Source organism: Paenibacillus litoralis (assembly GCF_046244365.1).
Lineage (GTDB): Bacteria > Bacillota > Bacilli > Paenibacillales > NBRC-103111 > Paenibacillus_V.
This window is the reverse complement of record NZ_CP176395.1, coordinates 7,677,047-7,695,919: the sequence shown is the minus strand read 5'-3', so window position 1 is coordinate 7,695,919 and position 18,873 is coordinate 7,677,047. Positions and strand designations below refer to the sequence as shown.

The 18,873-nt window shown below is 56.5% G+C and carries 8 protein-coding genes; 6 read left to right on the top strand and 2 right to left on the bottom strand.

Annotated elements, in window-relative coordinates; genetic code table 11:
* Positions 1-197 precede the first annotated feature (197 nt).
* The 3 genes from ACKGJP_RS32355 to ACKGJP_RS32345 are packed head-to-tail and all read left to right on the top strand — an operon-like array spanning position 198 to position 3,089.
* Positions 198-1,220 carry a LacI family DNA-binding transcriptional regulator gene (locus ACKGJP_RS32355; RefSeq protein WP_409342852.1) on the top strand — a complete coding sequence of 341 codons (1,023 nt, stop codon included), beginning with the start codon at positions 198-200 and terminating at the stop codon, positions 1,218-1,220.
* The gene (locus tag ACKGJP_RS32350; RefSeq protein ID WP_409342851.1) at positions 1,217-2,149 is read left to right on the top strand and encodes a dihydrodipicolinate synthase family protein; all 933 of its coding nucleotides are present in this window, start codon (positions 1,217-1,219) and stop codon (positions 2,147-2,149) included. The genes ACKGJP_RS32355 and ACKGJP_RS32350 overlap by 4 nt, the downstream gene beginning before the upstream one ends.
* Before the next feature lies 1 nt (position 2,150).
* Positions 2,151-3,089: a carbohydrate kinase family protein gene (locus ACKGJP_RS32345; protein ID WP_409342850.1), complete on the top strand. Its 939-nt coding sequence runs from the start codon at positions 2,151-2,153 to the stop codon at positions 3,087-3,089.
* A 281-nt stretch (positions 3,090-3,370) separates the two neighbouring features.
* On the opposite strand, the gene ACKGJP_RS32340 is transcribed toward ACKGJP_RS32345, so the two are convergent.
* Positions 3,371-4,420 (bottom strand): DUF6930 domain-containing protein, encoded by a 1,050-nt coding sequence (locus tag ACKGJP_RS32340; protein ID WP_409342849.1) that lies wholly within the window; start codon positions 4,418-4,420, stop codon positions 3,371-3,373.
* A gap of 409 nt (positions 4,421-4,829) precedes the next feature.
* Between ACKGJP_RS32340 and ACKGJP_RS32335 the strand changes: the two genes are divergently transcribed.
* The gene (locus ACKGJP_RS32335; RefSeq protein WP_409342848.1) at positions 4,830-5,312 is read left to right on the top strand and encodes a GCN5 family acetyltransferase; all 483 of its coding nucleotides are present in this window, start codon (positions 4,830-4,832) and stop codon (positions 5,310-5,312) included.
* 188 nt (positions 5,313-5,500) lie between these two features.
* On the opposite strand, the gene htpG is transcribed toward ACKGJP_RS32335, so the two are convergent.
* Positions 5,501-7,381, bottom strand: a complete 1,881-nt coding sequence (gene htpG, locus ACKGJP_RS32330; protein ID WP_409342847.1) for a molecular chaperone HtpG — start codon at positions 7,379-7,381, stop codon at positions 5,501-5,503.
* 243 nt (positions 7,382-7,624) lie between these two features.
* Between htpG and ACKGJP_RS32325 the strand changes: the two genes are divergently transcribed.
* Entirely contained in the window at positions 7,625-8,233 is a 609-nt protein-coding gene (locus ACKGJP_RS32325) for a DUF5052 family protein (protein ID WP_409342846.1), read from the top strand.
* A 994-nt stretch (positions 8,234-9,227) separates the two neighbouring features.
* Complete coding sequence (locus ACKGJP_RS32320) at positions 9,228-17,738, top strand: GH36-type glycosyl hydrolase domain-containing protein (protein WP_409342845.1); 8,511 nt, start codon at positions 9,228-9,230, stop codon at positions 17,736-17,738.
* The last annotated feature ends 1,135 nt before the right edge of the window (positions 17,739-18,873 follow it).

Here is an 18,873-nt window from a genome sequence, read left to right as displayed (position 1 = left end):
GTTACCGTACAGGATACTGAATAAATGGACTTAGCCTCCAGCCCCCCAAGACGCCGCGGAGGGCTATTTGTTTTGGGGCCATTTTGTATGCAATGGTTTCGATTCGGATTGTATTGACAAAGGACTAGAAAATTCACTATGATCATAGTGTACAAATTTGCTATAACGTTTTAGCAAACCGAGTAAGGAGTTAATTAATGAGCGGAATTCGTGATATTGCCAAGCTGGCCAACGTATCGAACGGCACGGTATCGGCCGTCCTGAACGGCAAGGGAGACGCGCTGCGCATTGCGCCTGCTACCCAGGCGCGGGTTTGGGAAGCGGCCCGGGCGCTGAACTACCGTCCGAACATTCCTGCCAGGAGGCTTCGCACCGCCGATGACACCGGGGTTCCGGTCGTCGCCCTGTTCTGGACGTGGGACACACGCTCCTCGCTGATGGGACGTTTTCTCAAGGGAATCCAGAGCTCGTCTCTTTGTCAGGAGGGCGGGGTAGAGCTGCTCATTCAGCCTTATGCCTCCTCTTGTCTTGGGAAAGAAATGAGCTTGCTGCGCGGGACGCGGTTTAACGGCGCGATTATCGCCAACGCTACCGAGCTCGATTTGGCCTATTTAAGCCAGGTGAACCTGCCGCTGCCCATTGTGCTCTATCAACGAAGCCAGGAAGGGTATCGCTCCATTCAGGTCGATCATTACGCTTCCGGGCGTGAGGTGGCCGAATTGTTCCATGCCAAGGGATGCCGGCAAGTCGGCCTGATCACCCCCAATGTTTCCTCGCAAGCAATCTCGCTAAGACAAGCGGGCTTTGTGGAGACGGCGGAGCGGCTCGGCATGCAGGTAGCCGCGGAGCATCGGCTGTTGGACTCGTTCTCCGAGCAGGGGGGATACGAAGCCGCTGCCCGCTTGTCGGCCGGTCCGTCGCTGCCGGAAGCGTTATTCGTGCTTTGCGATCAGATGGCGATCGGCGCGCTTACGGCGTTCCGCGAACGGGGAATCCAGGTGCCCGGTCAAATCCAGATCGTCGGTTACGACGATTCCGAGAGCGCGGCCTTCGCCGTTCCTTCGCTCACAAGCGTCCATCTGCCGGTCGAGCGGATGGCGGCAGCCGCGATCAGGCTGCTCGCGAAGCTCATCGACCCCGGCCGCGAGCTTGCCGGCATCGAGACGTTCGCAACGCATATCGTGTACCGAAATTCTTGTCCGGAGGTTAAGAACCCATGACTACGAATCGTATCGCACCCGGCGTTTGGCCGACCATGATCACCCCGTTTACCGACTCGCTTCAGATCGACTATTCAGCGCTTGCGGCGCTTGTGGACTGGTACATCGCCAAAGGCGCAGACGGCCTGTTCGCGGTTTGCCAGTCCAGCGAAATGTTTTTTCTTGATGCCCGGGAGCGCGAAGCGCTCGCCGCATTCGTCGTGAAGCAGGCGGCAGGACGCGTGCCCGTCATCGCCTCCGGCCATGTCTCCGACTCTCTGGAGGAACAGCTTGAAGAGATTCGCCTTGTTTCCGATGCGGGGATCGACGCGTTCGTCCTGGTCACGAATCGTCTGGCCGCCGCGGAGGAATCCGACGACGTATGGATCGAGCGCGCGAGCATCATTTTGGACGCCTTTCCTCACATGAGCTTCGGTATGTATGAATGTCCGTATCCGTACAAAAGATTGCTGTCCGAGAAGCTGATCGATTGGTGCGCCGCTTCGGGACGCTTCTCGTTCCTCAAGGATACGTGCTGCGATCCCGCGATCTTGCAGGATCGGGTCCGCCGATGCGCCGGAAGCGGCCTGCAATTGTTTAACGCCAACTCGGCGACGCTTCTGCAAAGCCTCCGGCTAGGCTATGCCGGATTCAGCGGCGTGATGGGCAACTTCCATCCGGAGCTGTATGTCGAGCTTGTTCGGAATTGGCAAGCTTCGCCCGAGCAAGCGGAATCGCTGCAAAACTTCCTTGGTTTTTCGTCCGTACTGGAGACGCAAAATTATTCGCTCAACGCCAAATATTATTTGCAGTTGGAAGGTGTGCCGCTGCTCATCAATTCCCGCGCCAAACGCGGCGTCGTATTGACCGCGTCGCAGCGGCTTGAGGTCGAGCAATTCCGAAGCGTTTCGCAGGCATACTCGGAAGGGATCGTACAACGGGAGGCGTAGCATGACACATCGCGTATTTATTCTTGGAGAATTGAACGTGGACCTCATCCTGACCGGCGTTGATATTTTGCCGGAGTGGAACAAGGAGAAGCTGGCCGACACGTTCGAGCTGGCCATGGGCTCCTCCTCTGCGATCACGGCTTGCGTGCTTGCGGGGCTCGGCGCGGACGTCTCGTTTGTCGGCGTCGTCGGCGACGACGACTACGGCAGATTTATGATCGGGGCGCTGCGGCAGGCGGGGATCGACACCTCTTATGTGACCGTCGATCCCGCTATCCGCACCGGCGTCACGATCTCGATGTCGACGGCCAAGGACCGCGCCCTGCTGACCTATATGGGCTCGATCCGCAGTTTGGAGCTACGCCATATTCCGGAAGCTGCGTATACTCCCGGCAATCATATTCACTTTGGCTCTTACTTTCTGCAAGAAGGGATGCACGGGCACTGGCAGGATGTTTTCGCTAAAGCCAGGCGCGCCGGTGCGACCACTTCTTTCGATACCGGCTGGGATCCGAACGAAAACTGGCATGCCGATGCGATCGGTCGCCTGCTGCAGGCGACCGATCTGTTCATCCCCAGCCGTGCCGAGTTTGCCCGGATCTTCCCAGGATCGACGCTGGAGGAATCGGCGGCGCGGTTGCCTGCGGCACACGGGCGCGTGGCGGTCAAATGCGGCGGCGCCGGTGCCGTTCTCTTCGGCGCGGACGGCTCGCGCTTGGAGGGTGAGCCGTTTCGCGTCACCCCGGTCGACACGACCGGGGCAGGCGATTCGTTCAACGCCGGCTTAATCTACGGGTTCTTGTCGGGCATGAGCGATCCGGACATGCTGCGGTTCGCGAACGCCAGCGGGGCGCTGGCGACGCAGCGGATCGGCGGCGCCGGCAGCGTGCCGCGCTACGAGGACGTGCTCGCGTTTATCGCGAGCGCGGAAAAGGGCTGACGGTGATGCTCGCCAGCTTCGAATTCCACAGCGCGCCGGAGCGTTGATTGCATTCCAAATCAATAAGCGCATTCTTTCTGGCTATGCCTAAAGCCAATACCCTCATGTTGCTTTTCGCACCGCGCGCAGCTCCCAGCGCGCGGTGTTTCGCTGCATGACGGCGGTCGGCCGACCACATGCGGCTTCTATACCGAACCGAAGGCAGCGCTTATCATCAGCGTGGATGCCATAGAGAAGCCAAAAAGCGCAGCTGCTAGCAGCTACGCTTTTTTTGCATGCCTCTAGAGGTTGCCGATAATGGCGTCCTTCGCGTCCAGCAGAGCATCCAGACTAGGATCGAGCCTCAAGGGGATCCCTATGGTTCCTGCGCTATGTTTTAGTGCAAGTAAAGCTTTCAGGGAGCCGACCTCGATTCGTGCCGGCTTGTGGCCGAGCTTTTCCAGTAAATCTATTAGTTGTTTTACATATCGTTCGCGGCAGTCCGCTTTCTCTACTAGCTTCACGTCCATAATCATTTCGGTTTCCTGGCTGACCCAAAGACACAGGCGCGGATAATAACCCCGTGCTCCTTTTTCGCCTATCGCGATAGGGGCAAAATCGAAGTCGGACTCCCAGATTTCGTTGGATTTCTTCAAGTTTTTTTTTAGCTGACGGAGGCGAAGCTCGTCCGGATACGTATAGGGCTCGATATAGTCGCCCTCCGCATGCCAAGGCAGCCACTCGTCCCGCCACACCACGCCGTTCTCCATAACCTGGGGAACGCGATGCAGCCGCTTCTCCCGGATCCCGTTTTCGGTATCATCATGCTCGCTGTATAGCTCGTTATTCTCTCTAAAACGTTCCCCAACCTCGATCGTTTGCTCAAGCGCTGCCGTAAGGAACCTGACCTGCGGTCCGTTCAAGGTCCAAGCGATAAGTCCCGGTTCGTAGCTGCGGAATTGCGGCCATTCGTTGGCCCCTCGGAATTTATAGCCCAGCTCGCGAATGATGCTCAGATCTGCTTGATCCAGATTCCCGCGATCCTCGAGGCTCAGCGAGATGGCTTTCGTATTGAACAGAAGCTCATCGCGATCGTCGCTGAGTTGTCCGTCCATGATGTCGAACGTTTCTCTTAGAAAAAGTCCGGCCTTCTCGCCAAAGTATACGTTCAGGCCAAATTCCATCCCGCCTGCCCCTAATATGACGCAGTAGCCGGTCTCGCCGGTTTCCGGATCCGTTACGGCAAAGTAGTCATCGTTGGACATCCACTCCCAGCAGCCCAGCTTCTTGAACGCAATGGCAGCGTCAAACAATCGGCGCCATTCTTCATGCGTTGCTTCGTTTCGATCCATTTGAAGACAATCCCCCGTCGTTTGATTTAGATATAGACTATTATGTGGAAATGCATAGGAGAAAGCAAGATTGGCTAATGTCAATCGGACGCAGCGATAAGCTTTACTGGCAAGCCGAAAACGAGCGATTTCCGTTGCGGGGAACGAAAAAGACGGTCGGTAAGTTTTGGAGGGGCTTGTCAAATGCCCGATAACTTGTTTAGATGAAGGGAGTGAAGAATAGGATCCGAGCATGAAAAGGCGACGGCCATAACCGGACCCGACTCGGCAATTCCAGCTTTACGCCCTTATTGAAGGCGTCCGCTGCTCACGTAGGAAGAGCGAAGGATGCTGGAGGACGCCGATGGCTGAAGCTGGTGCATTCAGCAGAGACAAGATGACGGGACAACATACCAAAAGGAGATCAGGCATGCCAACGATAATTGCAAAACCGTTTGATCAAGAGATGCAGCGAGTACTGGGCGAAATCACAACCGCCTACCATGCGGGGGAATTGAGCGCGAAGGAGCAGTCCGAATTACCGGAAAACATCTATATCATTGACGCTGAGGATACGATGGTCGGATACGGCGTCGTATGGGAATATGATAACGGGAATCAATTGATACAGAAGGCGGAGAAGGATTTTTTCAACCCGGATGAAAGGTATCTGGAGAAGGACTTCTACATCGATATCAAAAGCAAAAAAGATTTCGTCTTTATCGAAGCGCTGGATGTGCTGAAAAATTTTGAAAAGAAGGGGTATGCCGCATATTTCGTAAACTGGCTTAAAGCGAAATACCCCGGCAAAAAAATGTACGTTTACAGCTTGGATAAATCGCGGAATTTTTGGTATAAGCAAGATTTCGAGGCTTTGGGAAATACGGCATGGATGACTTTCCAATCATCCTGAACGATCGGTTGACCCGAAGGGGATTATGTGCTTACGCCAACGAATAAGGCACCGACTTTCCGCACCGCTCATATTGATACAAGCCAGGAACGAAGCCAGAATGAAGAGCAGAACCTAGCTCAGAACACCCCTAAAAAACAAACACCCCGACTCCGGTATAAACCGGGTCGGGGTGTTGGCGCAACACACTAAACCATGATTTTACAAATATCATTCGTAAACTCGACGGGATCCTGGAGCGGCAAGCCTTCGATGAGAAGCGCTTGGCTGTAGAGAAGGTTGGTATAGAGAGCCAGCTTCTCTTTGTCGCTCGCATGAGCTTCCTTCAAGGATTGGAAAACGGCATGGTTGACGTTGATTTCCAGCACCTTGGACGCTTTGACGTCTTGGCTGCCCGGCATGGCTTTCAAGATTTTTTCCATCTCGATGGTGACTTCTCCTTCGGTGGACAAGCAGACCGGATGGGATTTCAGCCGCTTGGACGCTTTGACGGATGTCACTTTGTCCGACAGAAGGCCTTTCATCGATTCGAAAAGGTCTTTGGTCTCGCTCTCTTCCGCATCGGTTTGTTTGTCTTCTGCGCTCGGCTCAATGCCCAGATCGCCGCTCGAAACGGATTTGAATTCTTTTTCCTGATAAGCCATGATCATCTTGATCGCGAATTCGTCGATATCGTCGGTGAAGTAAAGGATCTCATACCCTTTGTCGGCGACAAGCTCCGTTTGCGGAAGCTTCTCGATTCTTTCGATCGACTCTCCGGACGCATAGTAGATGTATTTCTGGTCTTCCGGCATTCTCGAAACGTACTCCTCCAGGGTGACCAGCTTCTTCTCTTTGGAGGAGGTGAACAGCAGCAGATCCTGCAGCGTTTCTTTGTTCGTGCCGTAGTCGCTGTATACGCCGTATTTCAGTTGTCTGCCGAACGCTTTATAGAACGTCTCGTACTTCTCTCTTTCGTTCTTGAGCAAGGTTTGCAGATTGTTTTTGATCGTGTTCTTGATGTTCTTGGCGATCAGCTTCAGCTGGCGGTCATGCTGCAACAGCTCCCTGGAGATGTTGAGCGACAGATCCTCGGAATCGACCATCCCTTTGACGAAGCTGAAATAGTCGGGCAGCAGATCCGCACACTTGTCCATAATCAGGACGCCATTGGAGTAGAGCTCCAAGCCTTTTTCGAATTCCTTCGTGTAATAATCGAACGGCGTGTTCTCCGGAATGAACAAAATAGCACGGTAAACGATCGAGCCCTCGGCGCTGATATGGATATGCTTGATCGGCTTGTCGAAGCCGTAGCGCTTCTCGGCATAGAAGTTCTCGTAGTCTTCCTGCTTCAGCTCGCTTTTATTTTTGCGCCAGATCGGAACCATGCTGTTGAGGACTTGCTCTTCTTTGATTTCCTCGAACTCGCCCTCGCTGTCTTCCTTCGGCTTGCTGCTGGTCACGTCCATTTTGATCGGGTAGCGGATGAAGTCGGAATATTTCTTAATGATCGCCTTCAGGCGGTATTCTTCCAAATATTCGTCGTAGCGGTCGTCTTCGGTGTTTTCTTTAATTTGCAAAATGATGTCGGTGCCCACGGTTTCTTTCTCGCATGGCACGATGCTGTAGCCGTCCGCGCCCTTGGATTCCCATTTGAACGCCTGCTCGCTGCCCAGCGGTTTGCTGATAACCGTAACGACGTCCGCGACCATGAAGGCCGAATAGAACCCGACCCCGAATTGACCGATGATATTGTGTCCGTCTTTGGCTTCGTTCTCTTTTTTGAACGCGAGAGAGCCGCTCTTGGCAATGATCCCGAGGTTGTTCTCGAGATCCTCTTCAGTCATCCCGATCCCCGTATCGGAGAGGGTCAACGTACGGTTTGCCTTGTCCGCAGTCAATTTAATGAAGTAATTATCTTTGTCGAACACGAGCTGATCGTCGGTCAGGGCTCTGTAGTAGATTTTGTCGATGGCGTCGCTGGCATTCGAGATCAGCTCTCTCAGAAAGATTTCTCTTTGCGTATAAATCGAGTTGATCATCATTTCCAGCAATCGTTTGGATTCCGCTTTAAACTGTTTCTTGGCCATGTAAGGGCTCCTTTCGATATCAAAAAGGTACAAGTTCTGACGGTAGCTCAGGTGTTAGCACTCATGGTTTTTGAGTGCTAAATTACTTTTTATATACCATATCCTAATTTTTGATGTCAATAGGAAATGGACAAGCGGCGCGTTTTTCGTTTGGCGGATAGGGAATTGCGACGGGAGGCGGCCTTTCTGCGTAGTATAATAGGTGAGAGAAATACGATTTTCTGCAATGGGGGATGAGCAGCAATGAACAAGTTGAAAATCGCTTTGGCTGGCGTTCTTATCGTCGTGCTTTTATCAGGCTGCAACTGGTTTACGAACGAGGCCGGCAACTTCAAAAGCGCAATGAAAGGCAGAGAGGCCATTATCCAAACCTACGACGAGGAGAGCAACATTATCGACCGGATCGAAGGGAAATCGATAGACATAGGCGCCAACAAAAGCTTCGAAATCAAGGACAGCGCAGGAGACACGGTTTCCAAGTCCGGCGTCATGAGCTTAACGGTCGGCGGCAAAACGATGATGCACGTCGGCAGCTCCCTGATTCTCGCGGAAAAAGGGCTTACGAACGTGTTCGAGGAGTATGCGAAAACAACCGATATTACGAGCCATGAGCGCTCGGTACCTTTCGTCAATCGCATGGTCAACGGCGTGAAAAACTTAACGACCGGGCAGAAGCTCCTCATTCTCATTCGTTCCCAAACCGGCAAGCCGCTTGCGACGTATGTCGGCAAAGACGTCTCGTACTTCACGACCGACATCGATAAAAGCACAGGGTTTATTATTGACGGCAAGTATTTGTTCGTATACCGCTGTGATTATACGGTTTATGATTTGGCACTATTAGATAAATAAATGTTATAAAAGGAATCCCGACCTCGGTTGGGATTTTTTTGTGCAGCCTTGCTGGAGAAACGTCTGGCAGATGGGGGAGTTTCTACAAAAGGGCTCGTTCACCTGAGGTGGAGCGGCTGATTGGCCTTGCTCTAGAAGGGGGGAGTCTGGAAAGTAGGTCGCGGTTGGCGAAACGTTTGGCGCGTGTGATACTGGCGGGCCGTTTAGACGACGTCAGAGACTCCTAAAATGCCGATTTACCCGAAAAGCCGAGGATTAGAAGACGCCAAAGACTTCTAATTGGCGCGAATCAGGCGGATTGGCTCGTTTGGGGGCGATTAGACGACGGTAGAGACTCCTAAAATGCCGATTTACCCGAAAAGCCGCGGATTAGAAGACGCCAAAGACTTCTAATTGGTGCGAAAGAGTCGAGTTGGCTCGTTTGGGGGAGATTAGACGACGTCAGAGACTCCTAAAATGCCGATTTACCCGAAGAGCAGCGGATTAGAAGACGCCAAAGACTTCTAATTGGTGTGAAAAAGGCGAGTTGGCTCGTTGGGGGAGTTTAGACGACGGTAGAGACTCCTAAAATGCCGATTTACCCGAAACCCCTCGGATTAGAAGACGCCAAAGACTTCTAATTGGGGCGAGTCAGGCGGGCGCGATTAGACGACGGTAAGACCCGACGTATGGGCGCGATTAGTCAACGCTCTTATCCACTTTGAATCAGAACAAACCACGGGCTCCAGCAGCAGCGTTTTTTCATGCTAAAACCCAGACGGAAATGGACCTAGCTGCGAGTACGCGGCTAGGTTTTTTGCTTTGCTTCAGCAACTGTTCTCCACCTTCGAGCTGCCTCCGGTTCTAGCCCGATCAAGCCCCTCTTTTCCCCCTCCAAGGATGAAAATGCGCATAACTGGTAATAATTTGATCATTGTCTATCCTGCCATTTTTGGCTAGGCCGGATGAACGGTACTACTGAAACAGGGCAGCATCTGATTCTTCGGAGGGGCTAATGGCTTACAATACGGAAAAACTTTGTCAAAAAGCGCGTGAACTTGCCTTACAGCACAACCCGGCCAAGGGGCGGACCCGGCCGACCTATATCGATACGCAATTTGCCGCAAATATCGAACAATTAAGAGCGTTCGTCGCGTCGCTGCAGGATCGTTCGGCGGGCTGCGCGCAGCCTGCGGAAGAATGGCTGCTGGATAACGCCGAATTTATCGAGGAGCAGGCGCTCGAGGTTAGAGAACGTTTGGCGAATCGTTCGCTTGTTCATTTGCCGCGGATTAGGGAGAACGGGAGCCTGCGCATTCAAGCGATAGGCGAGGATTATTTGGGGCAGGTCGACGGCGTGCTGCAGGAGGAATCCTTCGTTTCCTATATAAACGCCTACCAGGAAGTATCCGTCCTGACGCTTGCCGAGACGTGGTTCCTCCCGCTGATTCTTAGGGTGGTGCTGGTCGGAAAGCTGTCGGAAACGATGATGCGCGTTCGCGAGCGCCGCGAGGTTTGCATAGAGGTGGAACGGCTGCTCTCGCGGATCGAGCCGTCCCAGCTGACACAGGAAGCCGTCGGCGCCGAATTGGAAGCGGCGGGGCAGTCGGCTCCGCTATCCGGGCCGTGGATCGCGCATTTGATCGGTCACCTGAGGGAATGGGCCGACGATTCCGCAGCCGTGCGGGAGTGGCTCGCCTGCCAATTCGAGAATGGCTCGGAAGACCTCGATCGCATCGTATCCTACGAGCATCAGCTTCAGGCCGCTTATCAGGTGACGGCGGGGAATGCGATCACGAGCTTGCGCAAAAACGAGCGTCTCGACTGGAACGCGATGTTCGAAAGGATCAGCTTGCTGGATCGGACGCTGCGTCAGGAAGCGACGGGCGTGTACGCCCGGCTGGATTCGGGAAGCAGGAACGAACTTCTTTACCGCATAGAGGCAATGGCTCGCCGCATGCGCGTGCCCGAAAGCCTGGTCGCCGGTCAAGCGGTCGCACTCGCGCGGGAAGAGCAGAGCCGGCTCTCCGGAAACACCGGGAAGGGAGCCGGAACGGAGGCGGGTACGAACGACGGCGGTTCGAGCCCCCGACAAGGCGCCATCGCCGGCGAAAAAACGGCCAGCCTCGCTCAAGAGGCTGCATCCATTTCGCATCCGTCCATAACGGATGACATGCCCCGCTCGGCATTCGTCGCGTATTATGTATTCGAGCCGGACGGCATTCGAAAGTTGGTGCAGTCGCTGCGTCTATGCAGCAAGGTGCGGGATTTGCCGGAAACCGGCATTTCACGCAGGGCTTCCGGCGCTTATTTTGCCTCGCTCGCCGTGTTGTTTGCGCTCGTGCTGCTTGTCTCCGCCTTGTGGATCGGCGGCGGCCGCGCGATTACGCCCCTGGGTTGGGTTGCGGTTATAGCGGCGCTGGCCTTCCCGGTAAGCGAGTGGGTAGTGACCTGGCTTCACTACGGCATTGAGCGCGTATGCCGCCCAAGGCTTTTGCTGCGCTATGATTTCTCGGACGGGGTTCCGGAAGAAGCGGCCACGATGGTCGTCATTCCTGCGATCTGGTCTTCGCCCGAAGAAGTGGAGGAGCTTGCGGACCGTCTGGAGCTCCATTACTTGGCCAACCGCGATCCGAACATCCATTACGCCCTGCTGGGCGATAATACCGATGCCTCCGAGGAGAAGCTTCCCGAAGACGAGAAGCTGATGGCCTACGCGAAGGAAAAAATCGGCTCGCTAAACCGGATGTATGCCGGCCCAGACGGGACGACGTTTCATTTCTATCAGCGCCGCAGGCAGTGGAATGGCAGCGAAGGCGTATTTATGGGCTGGGAACGCAAACGCGGCAAACTGGTCGAATTCGTCGAGCTGCTGAAGGGCAGCACGGAAACGAGCTATGACGTTATGCTGGGCGATGAGAGCGTGCTGCCGCGCATCCGTTACATCATTACGCTGGACGCCGATACCCGTCTCCCGATGGGAAGCGCTCAAAGAATGATCGGCACGCTGCATTTGCCGTATAACCGGCCGCGTTTGAATGCCGCGCGAACCCGCGTCGTGGAAGGATACGGCGTGCTGCAGCCGCGGATCGGGATCAGGCACGAGTCGGCGATGAAGTCGCGGCTCGCTTATTACGGGTCGGAGCCGGGCTCGGATCCGTATGCGTTCGCCGCTTCCGATCCTTATCAGGATGCGCTGTCGCAGGGGATTTTTACGGGAAAAGGCATTTTCGACGTCGATGTGTTTGCCGCGCTGCTCTGCGAGCGGATCCCCGATAACACGGTGCTTAGCCACGATCTGCTGGAAGGCGGATTTTTGCGCGCCGCGCTGCTGTCGGACGTGGAACTGATCGATGATCATCCGTCTACCTATATCGCCTACCAAAAGCGCATGCATAGATGGGTGCGGGGGGACTGGCAGCTCCTTTGCTGGCTGTTCTCAAAAGTATGCGACCGCCGAGGGGCGCTAAGCCCGGTCGATCTGTCTTTTCTGACGCGCTGGCAGATCGTTGACAATTTGCGCCGCAGTCTGCTGCCGCCTGTTTCGTTCGTTTTGCTGCTGCTTGCCGTGACGGTGCTTCCGGGCTCCCCGGGCCGCTGGCTTGCCGCCGTGCTCGCCACGATGCTGCTGCCGTTGATCCGTCAGCTTTTCCTGCTGCGGCACGCGAGCCGGCATCCCCGCAGGCTGCTGGCTTCGGCCGGGCAAGTGCTGCTCGGCGTCTGGACGCTGCCTTTTCAAAGCGCGGTACTGCTCGATGCGATCGGGAGAACGCTGTACCGGCTGTATGTCAGCAAGCGGCGCCTGCTCGAATGGACCAGTTCCTCGCATATCGAGCGCGGCAATCGGGGACAACGCCAGCCGTCGATGATTGGCTTGAGCGGCGGTTTCGTTTTGATTGTTCTCTTTGCGCTTGCAGCGGCTATGCAGACCCAACCCTCCATTAGGGGGTTCGGCCTGGCGTTAGGGCTGTTTTGGGCGCTGGCGCCCCTTGCCGTCCGCTGGCTGGACAAGCCAGTGCCGGAGTACGAGCAGTCGCTCACGGCGGCGGAGCAGGAGCAATTGCGCGTGCTGGCGCAGCAAATCTGGTCGTTTTACGAGGATTATGCCGGATCTAAGGATAACTATTTGCCCCCGGACAACGTACAAATCGAGCCGCCGAAAGGGGTTGCGCACCGCACGTCGCCTACGAATATCGGCTTTTTGCTGACGGCGGCTCTGGCTGCCCGGGAGTTCGAATTTATCGATACGCCGGAGCTCGTGGAGCGCTTGGAGCGCACCGTCGCCACCGTGGAACGGTTGGACAAATGGAACGGTCATCTGTACAACTGGTACGATACCGTCAGCCTTCAAACCCTGCCGCCGGCGTACGTCTCCACGGTCGATTCCGGCAATTTTGTGGCGAGCTTGATGACGGTCAAGCAGGGGCTGGCGCGCTGGCTAGAAACGGATTTCGCGCTGGACAGGAAAACGAGTCTTACGGCTGCGGGAATAAACGGACGGCTTGACGTCGAGTTTGCCGTCGAGCTTGAGAAGATGATCCCCGGACAATCGCCCGAGAATGAAGGTAACCGGACCTCGCAGAGGAGGAAAACGGGTTTTTCGGAATCCCCGCTTATGCGCGGCTATCAACTGCTTGCTCGTCTTGAGCGTTTGATCGTGTCGACCGATTTTCGGCCGCTCTATGACGGTAAGGCGAAGCTCTTCACGCTGGGGTTTCATGCCGCTGCCGGCGAGCGCGACACGATTCTTTACGACTTGCTCGCTTCGGAGGCGAGACAAACCAGCTTTGTGGCGATCGCGCTGGGCCAAATCCCCGTATCCCACTGGCTGACGCTCGGCCGCACCGTGAAAAACCAAGGCGGTCACACGACGCTGGTCTCGTGGTCCGGAACGATGTTCGAATATATGATGCCGTGGCTGATCATGCGCACGTACCGCAACACCGTATGGGAAAGCACGTACCGCGGGGTCGTCAAAAGGCAAATCGGCTACGCCCGAGAACGCGGCGTTCCGTTCGGCATTTCGGAGTCGGGCTATTACGCATACGATTACGCGATGAATTACCAGTACCGGGCTTTCGGCGTGCCGGGCCTCGGCTTCAAGCGCGGACTCGAGGAGGATCTGGTGCTGTCGCCTTACGCGACGATTATGGCTCTCCCGTTTGCCGTTCGCGAAGGATTGCATGATTTGGGCCGGATGGAGGAGCTTGGCGCACGCGGCCGGTACGGGTTCTATGAGGCGATCGATTTTACGGCGCTAAGAATGCCGGAAGGCGAAACCTGCAAAGTAATCCGCAGCTTCATGGCGCATCACCAGGGGATGAGCCTGCTGACGATTGCCAATATGCTGCTGCCGGTGAAGATGTACGATCACTTTCATCGGGACAAAAGGGTGCAGGCGGCGGAGCTTCTGCTGATCGAGCGTGTTCCGCCGCGGGATTCCGTCATGAAGCGGGAGCTGACCGGAAAGGCGCGTATGACCAAGCCGGCGCCGTCCCGGACTGCCCCGCTGCGCGAATACGTTTCGGCGCATACGCCTGTGCCCGAGGTGAACGTCCATTCGAACGGGGCGTTCACGACCGTAACGACGAATAGCGGGAGCGGGTTCCTGCGGTACGAAGGCCTCGCAGTTTCGCGCTGGAGGGAAGATCCGGTCGCGGACCCTTGGGGAAGCTATATGTATATCCGGGATGTGGCGAACGACCGGATCTGGTCTCCGTCCTTCCAGCCGTGCCGCGTACCGTCCGCGGCGCAGCGTGTGCAGTTCTTGCAAGAGCGCACGACGTTCTTGCGCGAGGACGGAGAAGTGAAGACGACGCTCGACATTACGGTGTCGCCGGAATCGAACGCGGAGGTGCGGCGGCTGACGCTGTCCAACGCAGGGAGCGAGGCGCGGATCATCGAGGTGACGACGTTCCTCGAAATCGCGTTAGCGCCCCAGGACGCCGATAAAGCCCACCCGGCGTTCACCAAGCTGTTTATCGAAACGGAGTACGAGTCCGGCGCGGAATGTCTGCTTGCCCGCAAGCGTCCCCGCAATGCCGGCGAGAAAGCCGTTTGGGCGTTCCATACGTTATCGGTGGAAGGGGACGGCGAGCTGGGTCCAGCGGAATTCGAGACGGACCGGGCTCGTTTCATCGGCAGGGGGTACACGTTGTCGAAGCCTTGCGGGCTCGAGTCCAAGCTTGGCGGCACGGTAGGCTCCGTAGCCGATCCCGCGTTTATTATGCGGCGGCGATTGAGCATCCAGCCCGGAGCAAGCGTCAAGCTGATCGCCGTTACCGGCGTCGCGGAGACGAAGGAGCAGTCGGTCGAGACCGTCCGGCAGCTGGCGCAGGACGAACAGGCGGAGCGGACGTTTCAGCTGGCGTGGACCCGGAGTCAGATCGACCTGCAGCATCTTCACATCACAACCGCCGATTTGGCCGTTTTTCAGCTGCTTGCGGGACGCGTGCTGTACACGTCCCCGCTGCGGGAGGAGCGCAAAACCGGCATCGCCGCAAACGTCAAAGGGCAGCAAGGACTGTGGGCGCACGGCGTCTCCGGCGACCGGCCCGTCATCCTTGTACGGATCTCGGATACGGCAAATCTTCCGTTTGTCGCGAAGCTGCTCGCCAGCTATGAATATTTGCGCCATAACCGGCTGCTCTTCGATCTTGTCGTGATGAACGAGTCGGCGGGCGGGTATCAGCAGGATTTGCAGGATGCCCTCCGCCGAACGGCGGAGCAAATCGCGGGACGGCCGCAGCCGGGACAAGGCGGCGTGCACCTCGTAGCTGCCGCCCAGCTGCCGGAGGAGGATAAGGCGCTGTTGTTCGCAGTATCCCGCGTGGTGCTGCGGGCGGACGGCCCAAGCTTGAGGGCGCAGCTTAAAGGGGCGGGTCCCAGCCGCGAGCTTGCGGCCGGGGAACCGTTCCCGGTTACGGCTCCGCCGAACCGCTTCGCCGCCGTCCATGCGGCCGATCGGGGTGATACCCTGTTCGACAACGGCTGGGGGGGCTTCTCGCCGGACGGCAGGGAGTACCGGATCGTGTTGAAGAACGGCAGCTATTTGCCGGCCCCTTGGATTAACGTGATGGCCAATCCGAGCTTCGGCTGCTTGACGTCCGAGCTCTACACCGGCTATACCTGGTGGCGCAACAGCCGGGAGTGCAAGCTGACGCCGTGGTCGAACGATCCCGCACTGGACCCGCCGGGGGAAGTTTGCTACTTGCGCGATGAAGAAAGCGGCGAGTACTGGCAGACGGTACCGGAACGCATGCGGATGACCTCGTCCTATATGGCGTCCTACGGGCGCGGGTATACGCGTTATGAGCATGAAAGCCACGGCCTTCAGCAGGACATGACCGTGTTTGTTCCGCTGGACGATCCCGTCAAAATCATCCGGCTGCGGTTGAGCAATACGACGCCCGAGCGTCGCAAGCTGTCCATCACTTACTATGCCGAATGGGTACTGGGCGTGCACCGGGACGGGAACGCTTCGTACATCGTCACGGATTGGGATGACCGGAATGGCGTCCTTTTGGCTCGGAATGCTTATCAGGAGACGTTCCGGGATGCGACGGCCTTCTTGACCGTCAATCCGCAAAGAAATAGAGCGGCGGCGGATGAAGGGGATGTTCCGCCGGAGATGGCGGGAACGGCGGAGGCTGGCCATCGGGCGAACCCGATGGGAAGGGCGGAAGAAGGTACTTTGTCGGATGCCGCCGCTCCGTTTGCGGAACGAAGCTGGACGGGCGATCGCCTGGAGTTTCTCGGACGCGTCGGTACGCTCGAAGCGCCCGCGGCGATGAGCCGGCTGCAGCTGTCGGGATCTGCCGGAGCCTCGTACGACTCGTGCGGTGCGGTGCAGGCCAAGTTCACGGTCGAGCCGAATGAGGAGCTGACCGTTTACATTTTGCTCGGCTGCGGCGATTCCGGCGAATCGGCTGCCCGGTTAGCGGGTAAATACCGGGAAGCGCGCGCTTGCGAGCAGGCGCTCGAGGATATCGGCCGATTTTGGGACGGGGTGCTCGGCACGATTACCGTATCGACGCCTTGCCCGGAAATGGACGTAATGCTAAACAACTGGCTGCTGTATCAGACGTTGGCCTGCCGGATGTGGGCCCGTACCGCCTTCTATCAGGCGGGCGGCGCATACGGCTTCCGCGACCAGCTGCAGGACTCTCTGGCGCTGTTGCACAGCCGTCCCGAGCTGACGCGGGCGCAAATTTTGCTCCATGCGGCCCATCAGTACGAAGAAGGCGATGTGCAGCACTGGTGGCACGAGGAGACACATCGCGGCATCCGTACCCGTTTTTCGGACGACTTGCTGTGGCTGCCTTATGCCGTTGTCCGATATCTGGAGCATACCGAAGACGAAAGCGTGCTGGACGAAACCGTTCCGTTCCTTCATAGCGATCCGCTGGACGAAAAGGAGCATGAACGTTATGAGCCGACCGTCTTATCCGGAAGGAGCGGCACCGTTTTCGAGCATTGCGTGCGCGCGCTGGACCGCAGCTTGCGTTTTGGCGAGCATGGGCTGCCGCTGATCGGAATCGGCGACTGGAACGACGGGATGAGCCATATCGGCCCGGAAGGACGCGGCGAAAGCGTTTGGCTCGGCTGGTTCTTAGGCGACGTTCTGCGCGGATTCGCCGAGTTGTGCGAGCGCCGGGGCAAGCGGGACTTGGCCGACCGGTACCGGAGCGCCAGAGAGAAACTGACGGCTTCCCTCAACGAAAGCGGCTGGGATGGGCAGTGGTACCGGCGCGCCTTCACCGACGGCGGACGCTGGCTCGGCTCCGTCCGCAATGCGGAGTGCCGGATCGATGCCATCGCCCAGTCCTGGTCCGTCATCTCCGGGATGGCGCCGCCGGACAGAGCGCTGCAGGCCATGCGATCGTTCGATCGCGAGCTTGTGGACCGCAGTTTGTCCGTCGCGCATATATTGACACCGGCGTTCAACCGGACGGATCCGAGCCCCGGATACATTCAGGGGTATCCGCCCGGCATCCGGGAGAACGGGGGCCAATACACGCACGGCGTCATCTGGAGCATCGTCGCTTGGTGCGGACTTGGCAACGGAGACAAGGCGTTCGAGCTGTTCCATATGCTCAGCCCGATCATGCACGCGAGAACGCCTGCGGAGGTCCGGAAATATTTCGGCGAGCCTTATGTCATGGCGGCCGATATTTACACGGAGGAGCCGCATAAAGGACATGCCGGCTGGACCTGGTATACCGGCGCGTCCGGCTGGATGTATCAAGCGGGCATCGAGTGGATTCTCGGTTTGCGCCGCAGGGGCGACCGGTTGTTCATTCGCCCGTGCATCCCGAGCGAATGGCCGTCGTTCTCCGTCAGCTACCGGTTCGGGAGCGCGGAGTATCGCATCGACGTCCAAAATCCGTCGCGCAAGTCCGTCGGCCAAACCGCGCTGACGATCGACGGGCAGGAAATCGGCCTGAACGATCATCATGCGGAGGACGGCCCTTTCGTCCGATTGAGCGATGACGGTCAGGTGCATCATATCGTGCTTACGCTGTAGAACGATCGGAGGGCTATTCTTCCAGGCAATCATCATGCCTGGCGGGGTAGCCTTTTTCTTAGATTATAGAAAGTTAACATCCTTTACAGTGCTGGAGGTTAAGGATTTGAAAGGGCCGTCCAAATGATAAAGGCCCAACCAATCATCCTTGAGGACGGAGGTGGATGCAGGCGGAATTTTGACTAAAAAGGGCTGAGCGGCATGCCAGCAGTTTTACGGGTATCCAGGAAATTAGCAGTCCCTGGCGTCGTCTAAATCCCTCGAACAGGCTGGTTTCAGTCGGTTTCCACCAAAATAGAAGTCTTTCGTGTCGTCTAATCGAGCAACCTTTATCTGCGGATAGTGAAGCAGACGTCGCTATTTTGCCGTTTCGTTCACTAATAGAGGTTGTTTAAAAAGCCCCCTTTTGATAAGCAGAACAGTGGTTTATTCGACATCGAATCTTGCATTCATCCGGTAACGCGTATGCTTCCGAAGCAGCTTTCCTCCGGAAAGTTTGTAGGTACTCACGTAGGTTTTGCCTACGCTCCGTGTCCTCGTTCCTCGGGGCTCCCCGCAAAGTAATCGGAATAAGCTACGTAGATTAGCTTCACTTTGCGGGGGATTTACTCGGATTCATCCAACCTTCTCGGTTCTGAAAAGTGGTCTTTTTAAACACGCACTAATAGTGAAGCTAGATTCACTATCGCTCTAAAAGCGAGCATCTGCGAGAGGATTAGTGAACTTGGGTTCAGTAATAGTGAAGCAAACTTCACTATTCGGGCGTGCGAGCAACCTTTATCTGCGGATAGTGAAGCAGACGTCGCTATTTTGCCGTTTCGTTCACTAATAGTGAAGCTAGATTCACTATCGGCTTGCAGCGAGCGTCTGCGGAGAGGATTAGTGAACTTGGGTTCAGTAATAGTGAAGCAAAGTTCACTATTTGGGTGTAATCCGGCAATTTGGGTGTAGTCCGGCAATTTTTCCGGATATCCGGGAAATCAGCAGTCCTAGCGTCGTCTAAATGCCTCGAACAACCAGTCGGTTTTCAGCAAATAGAAGTCTTTCGCGTCGTCTAATCCGGCAATTTTCTGGATATCCGGGAAATCAGCAGCCCCTGACGTCGTCTAAATGCCTCGAACAGGCGAGGCAAGCT